The organism is Cyanobium sp. HWJ4-Hawea (assembly GCF_024345815.1).
In the GTDB taxonomy this organism is placed as follows: Bacteria; Cyanobacteriota; Cyanobacteriia; order PCC-6307; family Cyanobiaceae; genus Cyanobium_A.
Genome location: NZ_JAGQBV010000029.1, coordinates 1 through 13869, shown reverse-complemented (window position 1 = coordinate 13869; position 13869 = coordinate 1). Strand labels below are relative to the sequence as shown.

The 13869-nt window shown below is 61.6% G+C and carries 18 protein-coding genes and 1 pseudogene; 6 read left to right on the top strand and 13 right to left on the bottom strand.

The window, feature by feature from the left end; all coding sequences use genetic code 11:
- Window positions 1–28: 28 nt before the first annotated feature.
- The 4 genes from KBY58_RS07945 to KBY58_RS07930 form a co-directional block, all read right to left on the bottom strand.
- Complete coding sequence (locus tag KBY58_RS07945; protein ID WP_254933496.1) at window positions 29–1441, bottom strand: form I ribulose bisphosphate carboxylase large subunit; 1413 nt, start codon at window positions 1439–1441, stop codon at window positions 29–31.
- Between the two features lie 63 nt (window positions 1442–1504).
- Window positions 1505–1816, bottom strand: coding sequence for a BMC domain-containing protein (locus tag KBY58_RS07940; protein ID WP_254934022.1), 312 nt, complete (start codon window positions 1814–1816; stop codon window positions 1505–1507).
- A gap of 247 nt (window positions 1817–2063) precedes the next feature.
- Entirely contained in the window at window positions 2064–2345 is a 282-nt protein-coding gene (locus KBY58_RS07935; protein WP_254933495.1) for a P-II family nitrogen regulator, read from the bottom strand.
- A gap of 3 nt (window positions 2346–2348) precedes the next feature.
- Window positions 2349–3344: a sodium-dependent bicarbonate transport family permease gene (locus KBY58_RS07930; protein ID WP_255003828.1), complete on the bottom strand. Its 996-nt coding sequence runs from the start codon at window positions 3342–3344 to the stop codon at window positions 2349–2351.
- Window positions 3345–3456: 112 nt separating this feature from the next.
- Between KBY58_RS07930 and KBY58_RS07925 the strand changes: the two genes are divergently transcribed.
- Window positions 3457–4062 (top strand): non-canonical purine NTP pyrophosphatase, encoded by a 606-nt coding sequence (locus KBY58_RS07925; protein ID WP_255003827.1) that lies wholly within the window; start codon window positions 3457–3459, stop codon window positions 4060–4062.
- 2 nt (window positions 4063–4064) lie between these two features.
- Here the strand turns inward: KBY58_RS07925 and KBY58_RS07920 are convergent, their stop codons facing one another.
- Window positions 4065–4775, bottom strand: a complete 711-nt coding sequence (locus KBY58_RS07920; RefSeq protein ID WP_255003826.1) for a BMC domain-containing protein — start codon at window positions 4773–4775, stop codon at window positions 4065–4067.
- Between the two features lie 224 nt (window positions 4776–4999).
- On the opposite strand from KBY58_RS07920, the gene KBY58_RS07915 reads away from it, so the two are divergent.
- Complete coding sequence (locus KBY58_RS07915; RefSeq protein WP_409995732.1) at window positions 5000–5461, top strand: hypothetical protein; 462 nt, start codon at window positions 5000–5002, stop codon at window positions 5459–5461.
- A gap of 16 nt (window positions 5462–5477) precedes the next feature.
- Here the strand turns inward: KBY58_RS07915 and KBY58_RS07910 are convergent, their stop codons facing one another.
- From KBY58_RS07910 to psaM, 3 genes are all read right to left on the bottom strand, one after another.
- Window positions 5478–6452 carry a protochlorophyllide reductase gene (locus tag KBY58_RS07910; RefSeq protein WP_254933491.1) on the bottom strand — a complete coding sequence of 325 codons (975 nt, stop codon included), beginning with the start codon at window positions 6450–6452 and terminating at the stop codon, window positions 5478–5480.
- A 31-nt stretch (window positions 6453–6483) separates the two neighbouring features.
- Complete coding sequence (locus tag KBY58_RS07905) at window positions 6484–6825, bottom strand: hypothetical protein (protein WP_255003825.1); 342 nt, start codon at window positions 6823–6825, stop codon at window positions 6484–6486.
- Between the two features lie 174 nt (window positions 6826–6999).
- Window positions 7000–7104 carry a photosystem I reaction center subunit XII gene (gene psaM / locus KBY58_RS07900; RefSeq protein WP_254933489.1) on the bottom strand — a complete coding sequence of 35 codons (105 nt, stop codon included), beginning with the start codon at window positions 7102–7104 and terminating at the stop codon, window positions 7000–7002.
- Window positions 7105–7219: 115 nt separating this feature from the next.
- Here psaM and KBY58_RS07895 point away from each other — a divergent pair, with 115 nt between their 5' ends.
- Entirely contained in the window at window positions 7220–7807 is a 588-nt protein-coding gene (locus KBY58_RS07895; RefSeq protein WP_409995731.1) for a CRR6 family NdhI maturation factor, read from the top strand.
- Entirely contained in the window at window positions 7777–8523 is a 747-nt protein-coding gene (locus tag KBY58_RS07890; protein ID WP_255003824.1) for a lipoate--protein ligase family protein, read from the top strand. Before KBY58_RS07895 ends, KBY58_RS07890 begins: the two co-directional genes overlap by 31 nt.
- Here KBY58_RS07890 and KBY58_RS07885 read toward each other — a convergent pair.
- Complete coding sequence (locus KBY58_RS07885) at window positions 8486–9739, bottom strand: site-2 protease family protein (RefSeq protein ID WP_255003842.1); 1254 nt, start codon at window positions 9737–9739, stop codon at window positions 8486–8488. The genes KBY58_RS07890 and KBY58_RS07885 overlap by 38 nt on opposite strands.
- 168 nt (window positions 9740–9907) lie before the next feature.
- Between KBY58_RS07885 and KBY58_RS07880 the strand changes: the two genes are divergently transcribed.
- Window positions 9908–10552, top strand: a complete 645-nt coding sequence (locus KBY58_RS07880) for a phosphoribosylanthranilate isomerase (RefSeq protein WP_255003823.1) — start codon at window positions 9908–9910, stop codon at window positions 10550–10552.
- Complete coding sequence (locus tag KBY58_RS07875; protein ID WP_255003822.1) at window positions 10552–11097, top strand: hypothetical protein; 546 nt, start codon at window positions 10552–10554, stop codon at window positions 11095–11097. The genes KBY58_RS07880 and KBY58_RS07875 overlap by 1 nt, the downstream gene beginning before the upstream one ends.
- 24 nt (window positions 11098–11121) lie before the next feature.
- Here the strand turns inward: KBY58_RS07875 and folE are convergent, their stop codons facing one another.
- The 4 genes and pseudogenes from folE to KBY58_RS07855 all read right to left on the bottom strand — a co-directional run.
- Window positions 11122–11862 (bottom strand): GTP cyclohydrolase I, encoded by a 741-nt coding sequence (folE, locus tag KBY58_RS07870; RefSeq protein WP_396099348.1) that lies wholly within the window; start codon window positions 11860–11862, stop codon window positions 11122–11124.
- Between the two features lie 9 nt (window positions 11863–11871).
- A complete protein-coding gene (locus tag KBY58_RS07865; protein WP_255003820.1) occupies window positions 11872–12600 on the bottom strand; it encodes an SDR family oxidoreductase in 729 nt (242 codons plus the stop codon).
- Window positions 12601–12619: 19 nt separating this feature from the next.
- On the bottom strand, window positions 12620–13609 hold the full coding sequence (locus tag KBY58_RS07860) for an acetyl-CoA carboxylase carboxyltransferase subunit alpha (protein WP_254934018.1): 990 nt from the start codon (window positions 13607–13609) through the stop codon (window positions 12620–12622).
- A gap of 38 nt (window positions 13610–13647) precedes the next feature.
- Window positions 13648–13869 (bottom strand): annotated as a pseudogene (locus KBY58_RS07855) (hypothetical protein); the annotation flags it as partial.

The following is a 13869-nucleotide window of genomic DNA, read 5'->3' as shown; positions in this document are numbered from 1 at the left end:
ATCCTTTAGGTGGATGGAAATGGATTAATCAGTTGACGTCGAGTTTGTCGACGGTGTCGAACTCGAACTTGATTTCCTTCCAGGTCTCAAGAGCGATAGCCAGCTCGGGGCTGTGCTTCGCGGCTTCCAGAAGGATGTCGCGACCTTCGCGCTCGATCTCGCGACCTGCGTTGCGAGCCTTGACACAGGCCTCGAGGGCCACGCGGTTGGCTGCTGCACCAGCGGCGGAACCCCAGGGGTGACCGTGGGTACCACCACCGAACTGGAGCACGGAATCGTCGCCAAAGATGGCAACCAGTGCGGGCATGTGCCACACGTGGATACCGCCGGAGGCCACGGCGAACACGCCGCCCATGGAACCCCAGTCTTGGTCAAAGAAGTTGCCACGGCTGCGATCTTCGGGAACGAAGGATTCACGCAGTTGGTCGATGTAGCCCAAGGTCGACTGGCGGTCGCCCTCTAGCTTGCCGACCACGGTGCCTGTGTGGAGCTGGTCACCACCGGAGAGGCGCAGGCACTTGGCCAGCACCCGGAAGTGGATGCCGTGCTTGGGGTGACGGTCAATCACAGCGTGCATTGCACGGTGAATGTGCAGCAGCATGCCGTTCTTACGGCACCACTTGGCAAGACCGGTGTTGGCGGTGAAGCCACCGGTGATGTAGTCGTGCATGATGATGGGTTGGCCCAGTTCTTTGGCGAACTCGGCCCGCTCATACATCTCCTCAGGAGTGGCGGCGGTGCAGTTGAGGTAGTGCCCCTTCTTCTCGCCGGTTTCCTGCTGGGCCAGGTTGGTGGCTTCAGCGACGAACTCGAAACGGTTCTGCCAACGCTGGAAGGGCTGGGAGTTGATGTTTTCGTCGTCCTTGGTGAAGTCAAGACCACCGCGGAGGCACTCATACACAACCCGGCCGTAGTTCTTGCCGCTCAGGCCGAGTTTCGGCTTGATGGTGCAACCCAGGAGGGGACGGCCGTACTTATTCATACGGTCGCGCTCAACCACGATGCCGTTCGGGGGACCCATGCAGGTCTTGATGAACGCCATCGGGAAGCGAATGTCTTCCAGGCGCAGGTTGCGCAGGGCTTTGAAACCAAACACGTTGCCGACCAAGGAGGTCAGAACGTTGGTGATCGAACCTTCCTCGAACAGGTCGAGGGGATAGGCGATGAAGGCATAGAAGGCTTCCTTGTCGCCAGGAACGTCTTCGATGCGGTAGCAACGGCCTTTGTAGAAGTCGAGATCGGTGAGGAGCTCGGACCACACAGTGGACCAGGTGCCGGTTGAGGATTCAGCGGCCACGGCTGCGGCAACTTCTTCCTTGGGGACGCCTTCCTGGCCGGTGCACTTAAAGCACGCCAGCAGGTCGGTATCTAGGGGGACGTAATCAGGAGTCCAATACGTGTCGCGGTACTCCTTAACCCCGGCGTCGTACTTCTTGCTCATGGAGTTTCTGCGGTTGGGTCGGTAAGGGAATGGGTTGGTTTAACGCCTCAGGCGTCGTTCAACTCAGTCCTTTTGACCTGCGTAGTTGCCATTGCCTAGCGCGGGCTCCACTTCCTTGTGGGGGCGGGCAATGATGTGGGCTGCCACGAGGCCGTCGCCGACGCGCTCGCAGGCATCAGCGCCAGCGCGCACAGCTGCGTTGACGGCACCGGTTTCGCCACGGACCATCACGGTGACGTAGCCGCCGCCGACAAATTCGCGACCGATGAGGCGCACTTCTGCGGCCTTGGTCATTGCGTCTGCCGCTTCGATCGCGGGGACAAGACCCCGGGTTTCGATCATGCCTAGGGCGATGCCCATGGATTCGTTAGCCATTGCCTGCTCCTGAAGGAGGGGGTGGAATGTTCGCAAGCAACCATGCTCGTCTGATCAGCCTCCCGTCAAGCCATTTCGGCCCGTTTTGCCATCACCTTCTTGGCTGCCATTGATAAGTGAGGCTGATTAGTTGCTTACAAAACTTTGGGATCCCTTCTGGGCCCAGTGTTTGCAGGGGTTCTCAATGGTGTGAATTTGAGCACCTTGGCGGCTTTTGGTGTTGACCGCGGCCGAATTTTTTGTTCAGTTAAAGAGTTGTTGCTTCGGAAACGAAGGCCACCCCGCCGTAGTAATCGAGCAGGGGTTGGATCCCTTCCCGCAACTTCACCAGAAGTTCGGGCTCGCAAAACAGGATCACATGGGCATTTGCCCCCAGACCGCTGAAGTCCATGGCTTCGGAAACTTCGCCGTGGGGCCCCTTGCCCGTCACGTGGCGCATCACCGAATAGCCGGGGCAGCCGGAGGCCTCGATGGCCCTGATTACCCGGTCTAGCTCCCGTTCGCTCAGGATTAGGTCAACACGTTTCATGGCTTAGCTGGCGGCGGGGAGAAATTTGTTGACCAGGGCCATGTAGGCAGGAATGCCCACAATGATGTTGAAGGGGAAGGTGACCCCCAGGGCCGTGGAGATGTAGAGGCTTGGGTTGGCCTCCGGCACGGTCATTCTCATCGCCGCTGGAACGGCGATGTAGGAGGCGCTGGCGCAAAGCACCACAAACAGCAGGGCGTTGCCATGGCCCAGTCCTAGCCCCTTGGCGATCAGAACCCCCACTAGGGCATTGAACAGGGGCATCAGCACTGCAAAGCCAATCAGGAAGGGCCCTGCCCTGCGCAGATCTGAAAGCCTTTGGGCGGCCACAATGCCCATGTCCAGGAGGAAAAAGCTCAGGGCCCCGTAGAAGAGCTTGTCGGTGAAGGGCAGCATCTTCTCCGCCCCATGGGGGCTGCTACTGGCCACCAGCACGCCAATAATCAGGCTGCCCACCAGCAGAAATACAGAGCTGTTAAGGAAGGCTTCTTGCAGCACGGCCCCCCAGCGCATCCCTTTTTCGTCGGGCCTTTTTTGCGGTGCGGCCAGTTTCACCAGCAGCAGGCCCACGATGATCGCCGGCGACTCCATCAGGGCAAGGGCCGCCACCATGAAACCGTCGAAGGGGATCTTTTGGCTTTCGAGAAAGCTCTGGGCGGTGATGAAGGTGACCGCACTGATCGAGCCAAAGGTGGCAGCGATGGCGGCGGCGTTGAAGTTGTCGAGTTTGAGCTTAAGGATCAAAAAGCTGTAAACAGGCACGGCCAGTGACATCAAAATCGCCGCCATGATCGTCGGCAGAACCTGGCCCCCTAGGCCGCTGTGGGCCAGTTCCAGGCCACCGCGAAAGCCAATCGCCAGAAGCAAGTAGAGGGAGAAGAGTTTGGGCAGGGGCGCTGGAATATCCAGATCTGAGCCCACCAGCACCGCCAGTACCCCGAGAAAGAAAAACAGAACCGGTGGGGTTAGAAGGTTCTGTAGAACCAGGCTTGTCTCCATGCGGGTTCTGGCCACCAAGGTCGCGGAACGATAGGTCCCTGGCAGCGGTTAACTGACATCCCACCGGCGATGCGACACGCTGCTTGAAACTGCGGCGCCCTGGGCGGGCACAATGGCCCGATCCGAGGGGGCATCCGTGCAGCGGCCAGTTCTGGTGATAGCCAGTGGCAACCCCTTCAAGGTGGCTGAAATTTCGGCCATGCTCGATGCGGTGGAGCTCGAGGTCCGTCAGCAACCGGATGGGGTGGAAATCGAGGAAACCGGTAGCACCTATGCCGCCAATGCCCGGTTGAAGGCCGAAGCGATCGCCCGGCTCACCGGCGAATGGGCCCTGGCCGACGATTCTGGCCTGGAGGTGGATGCCCTGGGTGGGGCTCCCGGTGTCTTTTCTGCCCGCTATGCCCCCACCGACCGGGAGCGGATCCAGCGACTGCTTAGCGAGCTGGGCGACACCCCCTACCGAAGCGCCAGTTTTAATAGCGCCATGGCCCTGGCCGATCCTTCGGGCACCACAGTGCTGGAGTCGCAGGGAATTTGTCGTGGCGAAATTCTGCAGGCTCCTGTTGGAACCGGTGGGGGCTACGACCCGATTTTTTGGGTGCGCGAGGCCGGTAATAGCTACGGATCCTTGGGCGCACACCTGCGCTTCAGGCTGGGTAGCCGAGGCAAGGCGGCCAGGGATTTGGCCCCGGGCCTAAGGCGTCTGCTGGGCCTCTAGCCCTATTGGGCAGATTGGTTGATGTGGTGAATGGCCCGCATCGCCGCAGCTGCAGCCTCCTCCACATCGCCCTCTTTGCCAGCCAGGGTGAGGCGACCGAAGGCCCCGACCGCTTTGACATCCACCACCGTGATGTTGGACGACTTCTCTGCCTCGTTGGCCGCTATGAGCACGTAGCCGGCGGGCTCGGTTTCGAGGATGAACATGCTCATCCCCGACTGGATCATCGAGCCGCGCCGGTTTTGGCGGTTGATCAGCACCGCATGGTCTGGGGTGATGGCTCGAATGATTTCGGTCCAGCTCACTTCACAGCGGCTGCGGCGCTCGATGCTGCTGCCGATCGCTTCCAGCACCACATCGCCGGAGTGGAGCACATTGCTCTGGTCGCGGTGGTAGAGGGCGAGTGAGCCAAAGGCCCGCTCCACGATCATTTGGCCCAGGCGCACGGTGCTGGCCTTGAGGGCTATGTCCGTGACCCTGTGCACCGCCATCCCCGGCGACACCTCAAGCCAGAGGCAGGCATCGCCTGGAATGGGCAGGAATCCCTGGGAGACCGTGCCCATGTAGGCAGCCAGTTGGGGCTGCAGGGAATCGAGGAAAACGTAGGTGCGCAGCTCAATCGACTGCACGTGGCTGGACTGCCGCGCCAGCCTTGAACCTTCGCTGTCGGTGGTGATGACGCAGCTGGCTCCGCTGCTCTCGCCGCTGACCACTGTGCCCGTAATTGCAGTCCGCTCACCAGATCTGGCCCCAAGGGCTCCAGATCTCGCCCCTATCCGGGCGGCAGATCTCGAGGGTGGCAGCGAGCTTGGGGGCATCTAATTATGTGGCTCGCCCCGCGCTACTTACTGGTGGCGAGACTTTACCTCTCAGCCGCCAGGCCCTTGCGGCCTGAAAAGGAGCCGGTACCGTCCAGCCATCGTTGGACCTGATTCCGATGGCCACCAAGCGCAACTCCCAGACCGCCACCGCCACAACCACTACCTCCACCACCGCTAAACCGATGCAGGAATGGATGGCCCAGGCCGCCGCCGATGGGGTGAAGCCCGAACAGGCCCTGGCCTTCATTGGCCTGGGTTTGATGCAGAAAATGGCCGCCGCCGGCCAGGACCTGCCCTGGTCCTGGAATGAGGGAGAGGATGGTGGTCAAGCGGACCTGGCCGCCCTGCGCCAACGGCTCGAATTGATTCAGCTGGCAATTCAGACCAGCGCCCCCTTGAGCACCGCTGAAGTGAGCCACCTGCTGGGGGCCAGGCCTGGTACTGCCCTGGTGGAGCGCGGCGGCCTGTTGGCCCGGCGGGTCAGCCGCAACGTGTGGAAGCTCAGCCGTAGCTCCGACGACGGCGATAGGGGTGCAAGCAATGGCTTTGGTGGCGATGGTTTCCGCCGCCGCCTTTGATGGTTAGCTGTTTGGGCTAGGCCAGGCCCACCAGCTTCTTGGAGAGATCCCAGACCCCTTGGGCCGTTTCTGGATTGCTGGCCTTGCCAGATAGCTCCTGGCTGAACTGCTTGCCGCCTTCCTTTTGGCGATTGCCCCAGCTCCAGTGAACCCCGGAGCTGGCAAATTCTGGATCGGCTACCACCTGGGCCACCCGCTCACCGGCTAGGGCTTGGCTCACGTAGCCCCCGGTGATGTTTTTCTGAAACCAGGGAAAGATCTTTTGAAATGCCCTTGGGGCATGGCGAAAAAGGGGCGTGTCAGCCACGCAGCCCGGGTAGAGCGAGCTGAACACAATCCCGGTTTGGGCGTGGAGCCGGCGGTGCAGTTCCTGGGTGGTGATCATGTTGCAGAGCTTGCTGTCCTTGTAGGCCTTGCCGGGCTTGAAGGGCTTGGCATTGGCCATGGCGATCGGAGCCTTAAATCCCGCCTTGAAGCCGGCCAGGTCGCCGAGGTCCGCTGGGGCCGGGATGGGGATTTTGCCGCCCAACTCCTTGGAATTCGCCGTGACGGTGCCCATGATCACCACCCTGCGGGAGGGGTGCTCAGAGCGTTGAATTTCCTCCAGCAGCAATTGGATCAGGAGGAAATGGCCCAGGTGGTTTGTGGCCATTGAAAGCTCGTAACCCTGGGGGGATCGCTCGGGTTGCTTAAGGCGGGGCTTGTAGACGGCCGCATTGATCAACAGGGCATCTAGGGGCTGGCCCAGGGAGGCCACAAGGGTTTCGACACCAACCCTGACGCTATCCAGATCGCCTAAATCCATGCGCAGATGGTTTAGGAATTGATCTGGAATATCCATGGCTTGGGCCGCCGCCGCCGCCTTGACCGGGTCCCGATTGGCGGTGACCACGGTCCAGCCCCTGGCCACCAGGGCCTTTGTGGCATTGAGTCCAACTCCCGAGGTGGTACCGGTTATCAGAACGGTTCCGGTGCGGGAGATGGCAGCCATGGATGGGCCAGCTTGGCTAAGGGGCTCCAACCTACGGCTGGCGCTGCCAGACGACCCTCAGCTTGTTGGGGGAAATCCACTGATTTTGTTCGCGGATCAATTGTTGTTCTCCGCCTGCGGCAAACAATTGATCAAATCGGTCACGGGCCTTGCTGAGCTTTGAGTTCTCCAGTTCAAGCACCGCACTCAATTCGCCTTGGCGCTCCATCCGCTCCTGGTAGGCAACACCAAGCCTCATCAGGCTTACCCCAGTCACCGCCACCAAGCTGAGCTTGACCGTGAGGCCCACCAGGCTGCAGAGCAACTCTTGGCTGGCAGATGAAAGGCTCAGCAGCTCACCATTGCTGCCAAACACAGCATGTTTCGAGGGCACAATGGTGGGTTTGCTAAGCAAATTGCTGGGCTTGCTAGCTGCCGGCTGGTGGGGGCGTGACCGGATTGCCAATTGATAAACCAACGCCGGATTGAGGGTTTTTTAGCGGTTAAAGCGTGCCGCTGCAATCTATCCCCCCTATCCGAACAGGATTTCAGGATCAGTTTTCCCGAATCAGGCCTCGTAGAGGCTGAAGCAGAGGCGAACGGCCAAAACGCCAGCGTGGGCAGCCACCACCAGGGCAATCAGGATTTCGGCTTGGCTGAGGGAAGACACCATGGCTCAATAGAAGTTGTGGTTGATCCATTGTTCTGCTTGAAGTAGCTACGGTCCTGGAATTAATGGCCTGCTGTCACAGCTCTTGATGGCCATTGACCCAGGGAGTTTTGATCAAGTGCAAGCACAAGAGGAAGGGGCCATGGCCGCGCCAGGGGCCGCACCGGGGGCCGCTGCGGGGGCCGCTCCGGGGGCCGTAGAAATTGGCGCCGCTGCCATCGGGCGCTTGGATTTGACTCCCTTGGCCAGCTGGGCCGAGCTTGGGGCTGTTGATCTGGTCAGAGCTGCGGGCTGCCTAGAGCTCAGCTACCTCTGGCCCCGCCAGGCCGATGATCCGCGCGAACTTTCCGAAATTGCCGAGCTTCGCCTCTGGACCCTCTATGCGGATGCCACCTATCCATGGCTGCCCCTGGTTTTAGAGCGGGCTAGCGGCCAGCTCACCCGCCATGTGGCGATGCTGTTGCCCCACCATTTCAGCCGCAACGAGGGCATTCGCTTCGCTCCAGAGGCCCTGGAGCTCTGGATTACCCATCGCCTGTTTGGGCTAGATGCCTGGGCCCAGGGCCAGGGTCTCAATTGCCGCCAGGGTTTGGCCCAGATGGCGGCAGTCTTGGGTTACGAGCTGGATTCGGGATTTTGGGAGTTGCTGCCTGCTTCTCCAGGCAATCTGGGTCAATGGCCAACCGTGCCCCAGCTCCAGCCCTAAACCCATCAGCTGGGGCCCGGTGGCTGCCAACCCTGGAGTTGGCAGGTAGCTGGCAGATGGCCCTGGATCGCTGGTTGCTGGACCAGGGGCGACCGGCCTTCCGGCTCTATCGCTGGCAGCGGCCAACCCTGTCGCTGGGTTTTCACCAGCAGCAGTGGCCGTCCCACTGGTCAAGCCTGGCTGAGCAAGGGGTGATCGATATGGTGCGCAGGCCCAGCGGCGGGCGGGCGGTTTTGCATGCCGGCGACCTCACCTATGCCCTGGTGTGGCCAGGGGCTCCCGCCAATCGCCAGGAGGCCTATCGCCTCTGTTGCACCTGGCTGCAAAGGGCCTTTGCCGCCATGGGAGAACCGTTGCAATTTGGCGACCAGCAGGCGCTGGGGAGCAGCGGCAATTGTTTTGCGCTGCGTACGCCAGCTGATTTGGTAAACGCCAGGGGCGTCAAGCGAATTGGCAATGCCCAGCTATGGCGCCAGGGCAACCTGCTGCAGCACGGCTCAATTCCGGTGAATCCTCCGCCAGAGCTGTGGCAGCAGCTTTTTGGCCAATCTCCTACTCCCCTAGCTTTTTCCAGCGAGGAGCTTGAGGGACAGTTGCTGGCCGCCGCCCGTTTGGCCTTGCCAGCAGCCCTGCTGCCTGGCTCGCTTGAGCCTCTGCAGGAGTCCGAATGGCAGCAGATCAGTCGGTTGCTTCCCGAGCTTGCACCTCACCGGTAGCCACCATCGTGCGCACCACCTGGGGCAGGCCCAGGCCGAGGGGATAGGTGTTTTGCCTGCGGGCCATTTCCAGTAGGGGGGTAGGGAGTTTCAGTCCTAGGCGGGCCAGCACCGCGGCCCCGAGTTCGGGGCGCTCCAGGGTGCCGCAGGGCAAACCAGCGGCACTGAGCACCAGCAGCCGGCTGTGGTTCCCATCTTCTAGTTGTTGTACCGCCTGCCAGAGGGGGGCCGTGGCCGCAATCGCCGGCAGGCTATCGAGGGGTTTGATGTGGTCCCCAATCCGGTCGGTGTCCCAGCGCTGCACGGGCAGTTGTTGGAGGAGCGCGTCATCGATCACGCCTTTCCAGCGGCCCCGATCGCAGACAAGCAGCCAATCCCCCTGGCCCATTTCCTTGGCTTCACCCAGCTGGATTTGGCTGAGCTCCCTGGGGGATCCATTGGCCTCCAGTACCCGGTAGCGCCGGCCTGCCGCATCGGCCACTGCCATCTCCTGCAACAGGCGCTGCAGGGTCAGCAACTGGCTTTGGTTGCGGGCTGCTCCCAGGCCAAACCAGCCCAGCAGGATCAGCCAGGTGCCACTTAGGCCGGAACCCTTAAAGATCAAAAGTGCGCCTAGGCCGATTGCCGTGAAGGCCAGAAAGCGGCCACAGCTGTTGGCCACCTCCACTCCCCGGCGCTGGTTGCCGCTGAACTGCCAGACCAGGGCCTTGACGATCAAGCCCCCATCTAGGGGCAGGCCGGGCAGCAGGTTAAAAAGGCCAAGCACCAGATTCAGGGCCCCCAATTCGCCGGCCATGGAACCCAGCAGGGGGGAGGAATTTTGCGCGGCCTGGCTGATGGCCAGTAGGGCGAAGCCGAGCACGAGGCTGACCGCAGGACCGGCCACCGCCACCTGCAGGGCCCCCATGGCCGAGCTGCATTCCCGCTCGACACTGGCGACTCCACCGAGCAGAAACAGGGTGATGCTGCGCACTTTCACACCCTGGGCCAGGGCCACCAGGGAATGGCCCAGTTCATGCAGCAGAACCGAGACAAACAGCAGTAGGGCTGTGACAAACCCCATGCCCCACTGGGTGGGCACCGAAATGGACGGTTCGATCCTGGCGGCGTATTGCTGGGAGAAGGCCGCCGTGGCCAGCACCAAAATTACAAACCAGCTCGGGTGCACCCGCAGGGGTATGCCCCTGATTGTCATTACCTGCCAGCCATCGCCCACGGTTGCCCCCTTCGAGTAAGTCCATCTCCAGGGCTGGACCCCGTCCATCGATCCTAGAAAGGTACGGCGTACCGAGCTAAATTCCCCGCCCGCCAGCTCCGACATACCCATTTCACCTCCCCATCGCTAACAGTGGGCTTCCCATCCCCCAACCTCAAAATCTGTGGCTTGACCCGGCTGGACCAGGCCCAGGCTGTGGCTGGCCTGGGGGTGGCTGCGATTGGTGTGATTGCTGTGCCCCAATCGCCCAGGTTTCTGCCCCAGCCTGAGCGCCGCCAGCTATTTGCTGGCGTGGCGGAGATAAATCCCCTCTGCCAAGGGGTCCTGGTGGTTGCCGATCCCAGCGATGCAGAGCTTGACAGCCTTAAACCCAGCTGGGGCCATCGGGTTCTCCAGCTCCATGGTGGTGAGAGTCCGCAGCGGTGCAGTTTTTTGCGCCAGCAGCTCGGTTGTGAAATTTGGAAGGCCCTGCGCATCCGCTCTGCTGCCGATCTGGCTGGGGCGATGGCCTATGGCGATGCGGTGGATGCCCTGCTTTTGGATGCCTGGGTGCCGGATCAGTTGGGGGGCAGCGGCCATCGCATTCCCTTGGAGTGGCTCGAGGGTTTTGCTCCCCCCTTGCCCTGGTGGCTGGCCGGTGGCATGCGGGCCGATCGGGTGACCAAGGTGTTGGCCCGCCTGAAGCCCGATGGCCTGGATGCTTCGAGTGGGGTGGAGCGTGCCCCAGGCGACAAGGATCTGCAACTGGTGGAGGAGCTGGTGGCTGCGGTGCGCGACAACAGCCAAGATCAGGGAACTTCAACCGATCTTTGATGACTTCGCAACCGCGTTTCAGAACGACCCTGCTTGGCGCTTCGGTGCTGGGATTTTCCCTGCTTGGATCCTTTGCTGGCCTTTCAGTTGATGCCGGCAGGGCCCAGGACCTGGTGGGTTGCCAAATTGTGGATGGCCTGCTCTCCTGCGTGCCCGGGGTCAGCCCCCAGCCCGCAGCGCAAATCAAGGCCCTGCGCTCTGAGATTGCCAGCGATATCCAGCTAGAGGGAGCAGTTCAGCAGCAGATCAACGGCCTCAATCAACTGGTGTTGGCGGGTCAGGCGGTGCAGGGGCAGATCTTGGCCGCCACGATCAACGCCGACCTTCTGGCCAGCCTGCCTCCTGGGGCCTTCCATTGGTACAGCCGCCAGCCTGGCGCCAGCAATTGGATTTTGATCCAGGGGGCATCTGGTCCGACCTACGTGCTGGGCGCCAGCGATGTATCCAACCAGGTGATGCTGGTGGTGGCCCAACCAACTGCTACGGGTAGCCAGCGCCAGGCCAGCCCTGCCGTGGGCCCGATTCAGCCGGCCAATTCTTTTTAGGGGCTGGTTCGCTACGGCAGGAATTCAGTACAGAACTGATTCCTGCTGTTTGACCAATTCAAAGAATTCGGCCTTCAGGCTGGGATCGTGGCGGAAATCACCCCGAACCACTGAATTGACCATGGAGGTTTGGGGCTCTTTGACGCCGCGCCACTTCATGCAGTAATGCTGCGCCTTGACCAGGATCGCCAGACCCTGGGGTTTGCAGAGACGTTCGATTTCATCAGCCAGGATGATCACCGCCTCCTCCTGGATGTGGGGGCGGGAAAAAACCCAGTCGGCCACCCGGGAGAACTTGGAAAGGCCAATCACCTGGTCTCCGGGTTTGATGCCAATCCAGCAGTTGCCCAGAATTGGCACCAGGTGGTGGGAGCAGGCAGACCTGACGGTGATCGGGCCAACCGTATAGATCTCGTCGAGCTTCTTGACATTGGGGAAGCTGGCGATCTTGGGCTGCTCGTGATAACGCCCCTTGAAAACCTCGTGCAAATACATCCGAGCTACCCGCTCGGCCGTTTCTTCTGTGTTGTGGTCGTTGTCAATATCGATCACCAGGCTGCGGAGCAGCTCCCGCACCTTGCCAGCCACTTCGATTTCGAGCTGGTCGAGCTCACCATCCTCTAGATGGTCGGCAATGTTGTCGTTGGCCAGGTAGGGCACCTGGGCGGCATCTAGGCGCTCGCGGATGCGCAAGCTCACCGGGCCTGGCCCCATCTCGGGAGCAGTTGCCCGGGCGGGGAGGCTGGAAGGCAGGGTGGACGTCATTTGATAGCTCTAGAGAGCGCCGACAGCCGGCATAAGTGTGAGGTCTTCGATGACCTGGTTGGAGGGCTGTTGGGCCAGAACAAGCAGGGCCTCAGTCACCTGACCAGGATCAAGCATGGCACGGCGATCAAACGAACTGTTGACCGTTTCACTGTCCCAAAGGGGCGTATTTACCGCCCCCAGGGTGAGGGTGCAGACCCTGATCCCATGGGCCCGTTCCTCGGCGGCCAAGCAGCGACTGAAGGACACCAGTGCGGCTTTGCTGGCGCCGTAGGCACCCCAGTCGGCAAAGGTGTTGTGGGCTGCGTGGCTGCTCACGTTGATGATGAGGCCTGCACCGGCCTGGCGCATGGCGGGAATGACGGCCTGGCAGACCTGAAAAATGGCGGTCAGGTTTAGCTGCAGTAGCCACTGCCAGCGGGCCAGATCCATGGCCGCCAGGGAGCCCGTGTAGGCGGCGCCGGCGTTATTGATAACCACGTTGGGCAGGAGGCCGCGCTGGAGCAGTTCGGCCATGGCTGCTTCCGTGCTGCCTGCATCGGCCAGGTCAATGCCTGCGGTTTCCACTCTCCTGCCCTGGGTGCGCAGGGCATTTGCCACGGCCTCGAGCTCTGGGCTGGGCAGGCCATCGGGGCCGGGCCGGGAGAGCAGCAGTAGGTCGTAGCCAGCTTTGGCAAAGCCCGCCGCCGCCGCTGCGCCAATGCCGCGGGAGGCGCCGGTGATCAGGGCAACAGGCACGGGTTTTTCGGCATGGGGATTAGGTGCTCAGCGAAGGAGCTGGGACGCCGTTTTCCAGGAAGCGGCCCATGCGTCGAAACTTGGCATAGCGCTGTTCCAGCAATTCCGCTTCACTCAGGCTTTGGAGCTGGTTGAGCTGCTCAAGCAGTGCTGCCTTCAGGGTTTCGGCTGCCTGCAGGGGCGACCAATGGTTGCCCCCGCAGGGTTCGGGAAGCACCTGGTCAACGATGCCCAGTTGCAGTAGGTCAGGGCCGGTGATCTTGAGGGCTTCTGCGGCAATTGGTGCCTTGGCGGCATCGCGCCAGAGGATCGACGCACAGGCTTCCGGGCTGGCAACGGTGTAAACGCTGTGCTCAAACATCAGCAGTCGGTCGGCTACGCCGATACCAAGGGCCCCCCCCGAGCCCCCCTCCCCAATCACCGTGGCGAGCACGGGTACCCGTAGTCGAAACATCTCCCGCAGGTTGACCGCAATCGCTTCGCCCTGGCCCTGCTCTTCCGCCAGCACTCCTGCGTAGGCGCCAGGGGTGTCAATGAAACTGAGGATCGGCAGCCGAAAGCGATCGGCATGCTCCATCAGGCGCATCGCCTTTCGGTAGCCCCCTGGCGAGGCCATGCCGAAATTGCGGGCCACGTTTTCCTTGGTGTCTCTCCCCTTCTGGTGGCCAAGCAGTACCACCCCCTGGTCGCCGATCCTGCCCACGCCACCAACGAGGGCTTGGTCGTCGCTGCCGCGGCGGTCGCCATGGAGCTCCACCCATTCATCGGTGATCACCTGGATGTAATCCAGGGTGTTGGGCCTCTGGGGATGGCGGGCCACCTGGATCTTTTGGGCAGGCGTTAGGGCCTCAAAAATTTCGCTGCGACGGCGGGTGGCAAGGGTTTCGAGCTGGAGTAGCTGCTGGCTCACGTCCACCTCTGAATCGCGGGCCAGCTGGCGGATTTGCTCGATTTGCTCCTCCAACTCCACCAGGGGCTTTTCAAAGTCCAACAGAGCGCGGCGGGCCATGGCTTGGGGACGGGCGGTGGTGTTTGTGGGTGGTGGACTCAGGCTGGGGCCAGAGCGTCTTGGCGGGCAGGAACAGCAGCCTGGTCTTCGAGGCCCAGGGCCTGGAAGCCATGGCGGAGCGAGGCGGCGCCAATTAGGTCCATTTTTTCGAGGCTGATGTTGTTGCGCCCCCAGCTGAAATTGGTGTGGATATCTTCGAATTCCAGCAGGATTGCTTCAGCGAAGCAAGCAAACATCTGCTGCTGGGGTTTCGCCATCTC

What these genes read in the sequence shown, in the direction of transcription:
- psaM (WP_254933489.1), bottom strand. Translation starts at nt 7,104, where the DNA reads ATGGTGTCTTCCCTCAGCCAAGCCGAAATCCTGATTGCCCTGGTGGTG.
- KBY58_RS07860 (WP_254934018.1), bottom strand. Translation starts at nt 13,609, where the DNA reads ATGGCCCGCCGCGCTCTGTTGGACTTTGAAAAGCCCCTGGTGGAGTTG.
- KBY58_RS07935 (WP_254933495.1), bottom strand. Translation starts at nt 2,345, where the DNA reads ATGAAACGTGTTGACCTAATCCTGAGCGAACGGGAGCTAGACCGGGTA.
- KBY58_RS07915 (WP_409995732.1), top strand. Translation starts at nt 5,000, where the DNA reads ATGGCCACCAAGCGCAACTCCCAGACCGCCACCGCCACAACCACTACC.
- KBY58_RS07890 (WP_255003824.1), top strand. Translation starts at nt 7,777, where the DNA reads ATGGCCAACCGTGCCCCAGCTCCAGCCCTAAACCCATCAGCTGGGGCC.
- KBY58_RS07925 (WP_255003827.1), top strand. Translation starts at nt 3,457, where the DNA reads ATGGCCCGATCCGAGGGGGCATCCGTGCAGCGGCCAGTTCTGGTGATA.
- folE (WP_396099348.1), bottom strand. Translation starts at nt 11,862, where the DNA reads ATGACGTCCACCCTGCCTTCCAGCCTCCCCGCCCGGGCAACTGCTCCC.
- KBY58_RS07910 (WP_254933491.1), bottom strand. Translation starts at nt 6,452, where the DNA reads ATGGCTGCCATCTCCCGCACCGGAACCGTTCTGATAACCGGTACCACC.
- KBY58_RS07940 (WP_254934022.1), bottom strand. Translation starts at nt 1,816, where the DNA reads ATGGCTAACGAATCCATGGGCATCGCCCTAGGCATGATCGAAACCCGG.
- KBY58_RS07945 (WP_254933496.1), bottom strand. Translation starts at nt 1,441, where the DNA reads ATGAGCAAGAAGTACGACGCCGGGGTTAAGGAGTACCGCGACACGTAT.
- KBY58_RS07875 (WP_255003822.1), top strand. Translation starts at nt 10,552, where the DNA reads ATGACTTCGCAACCGCGTTTCAGAACGACCCTGCTTGGCGCTTCGGTG.
- KBY58_RS07930 (WP_255003828.1), bottom strand. Translation starts at nt 3,344, where the DNA reads ATGGAGACAAGCCTGGTTCTACAGAACCTTCTAACCCCACCGGTTCTG.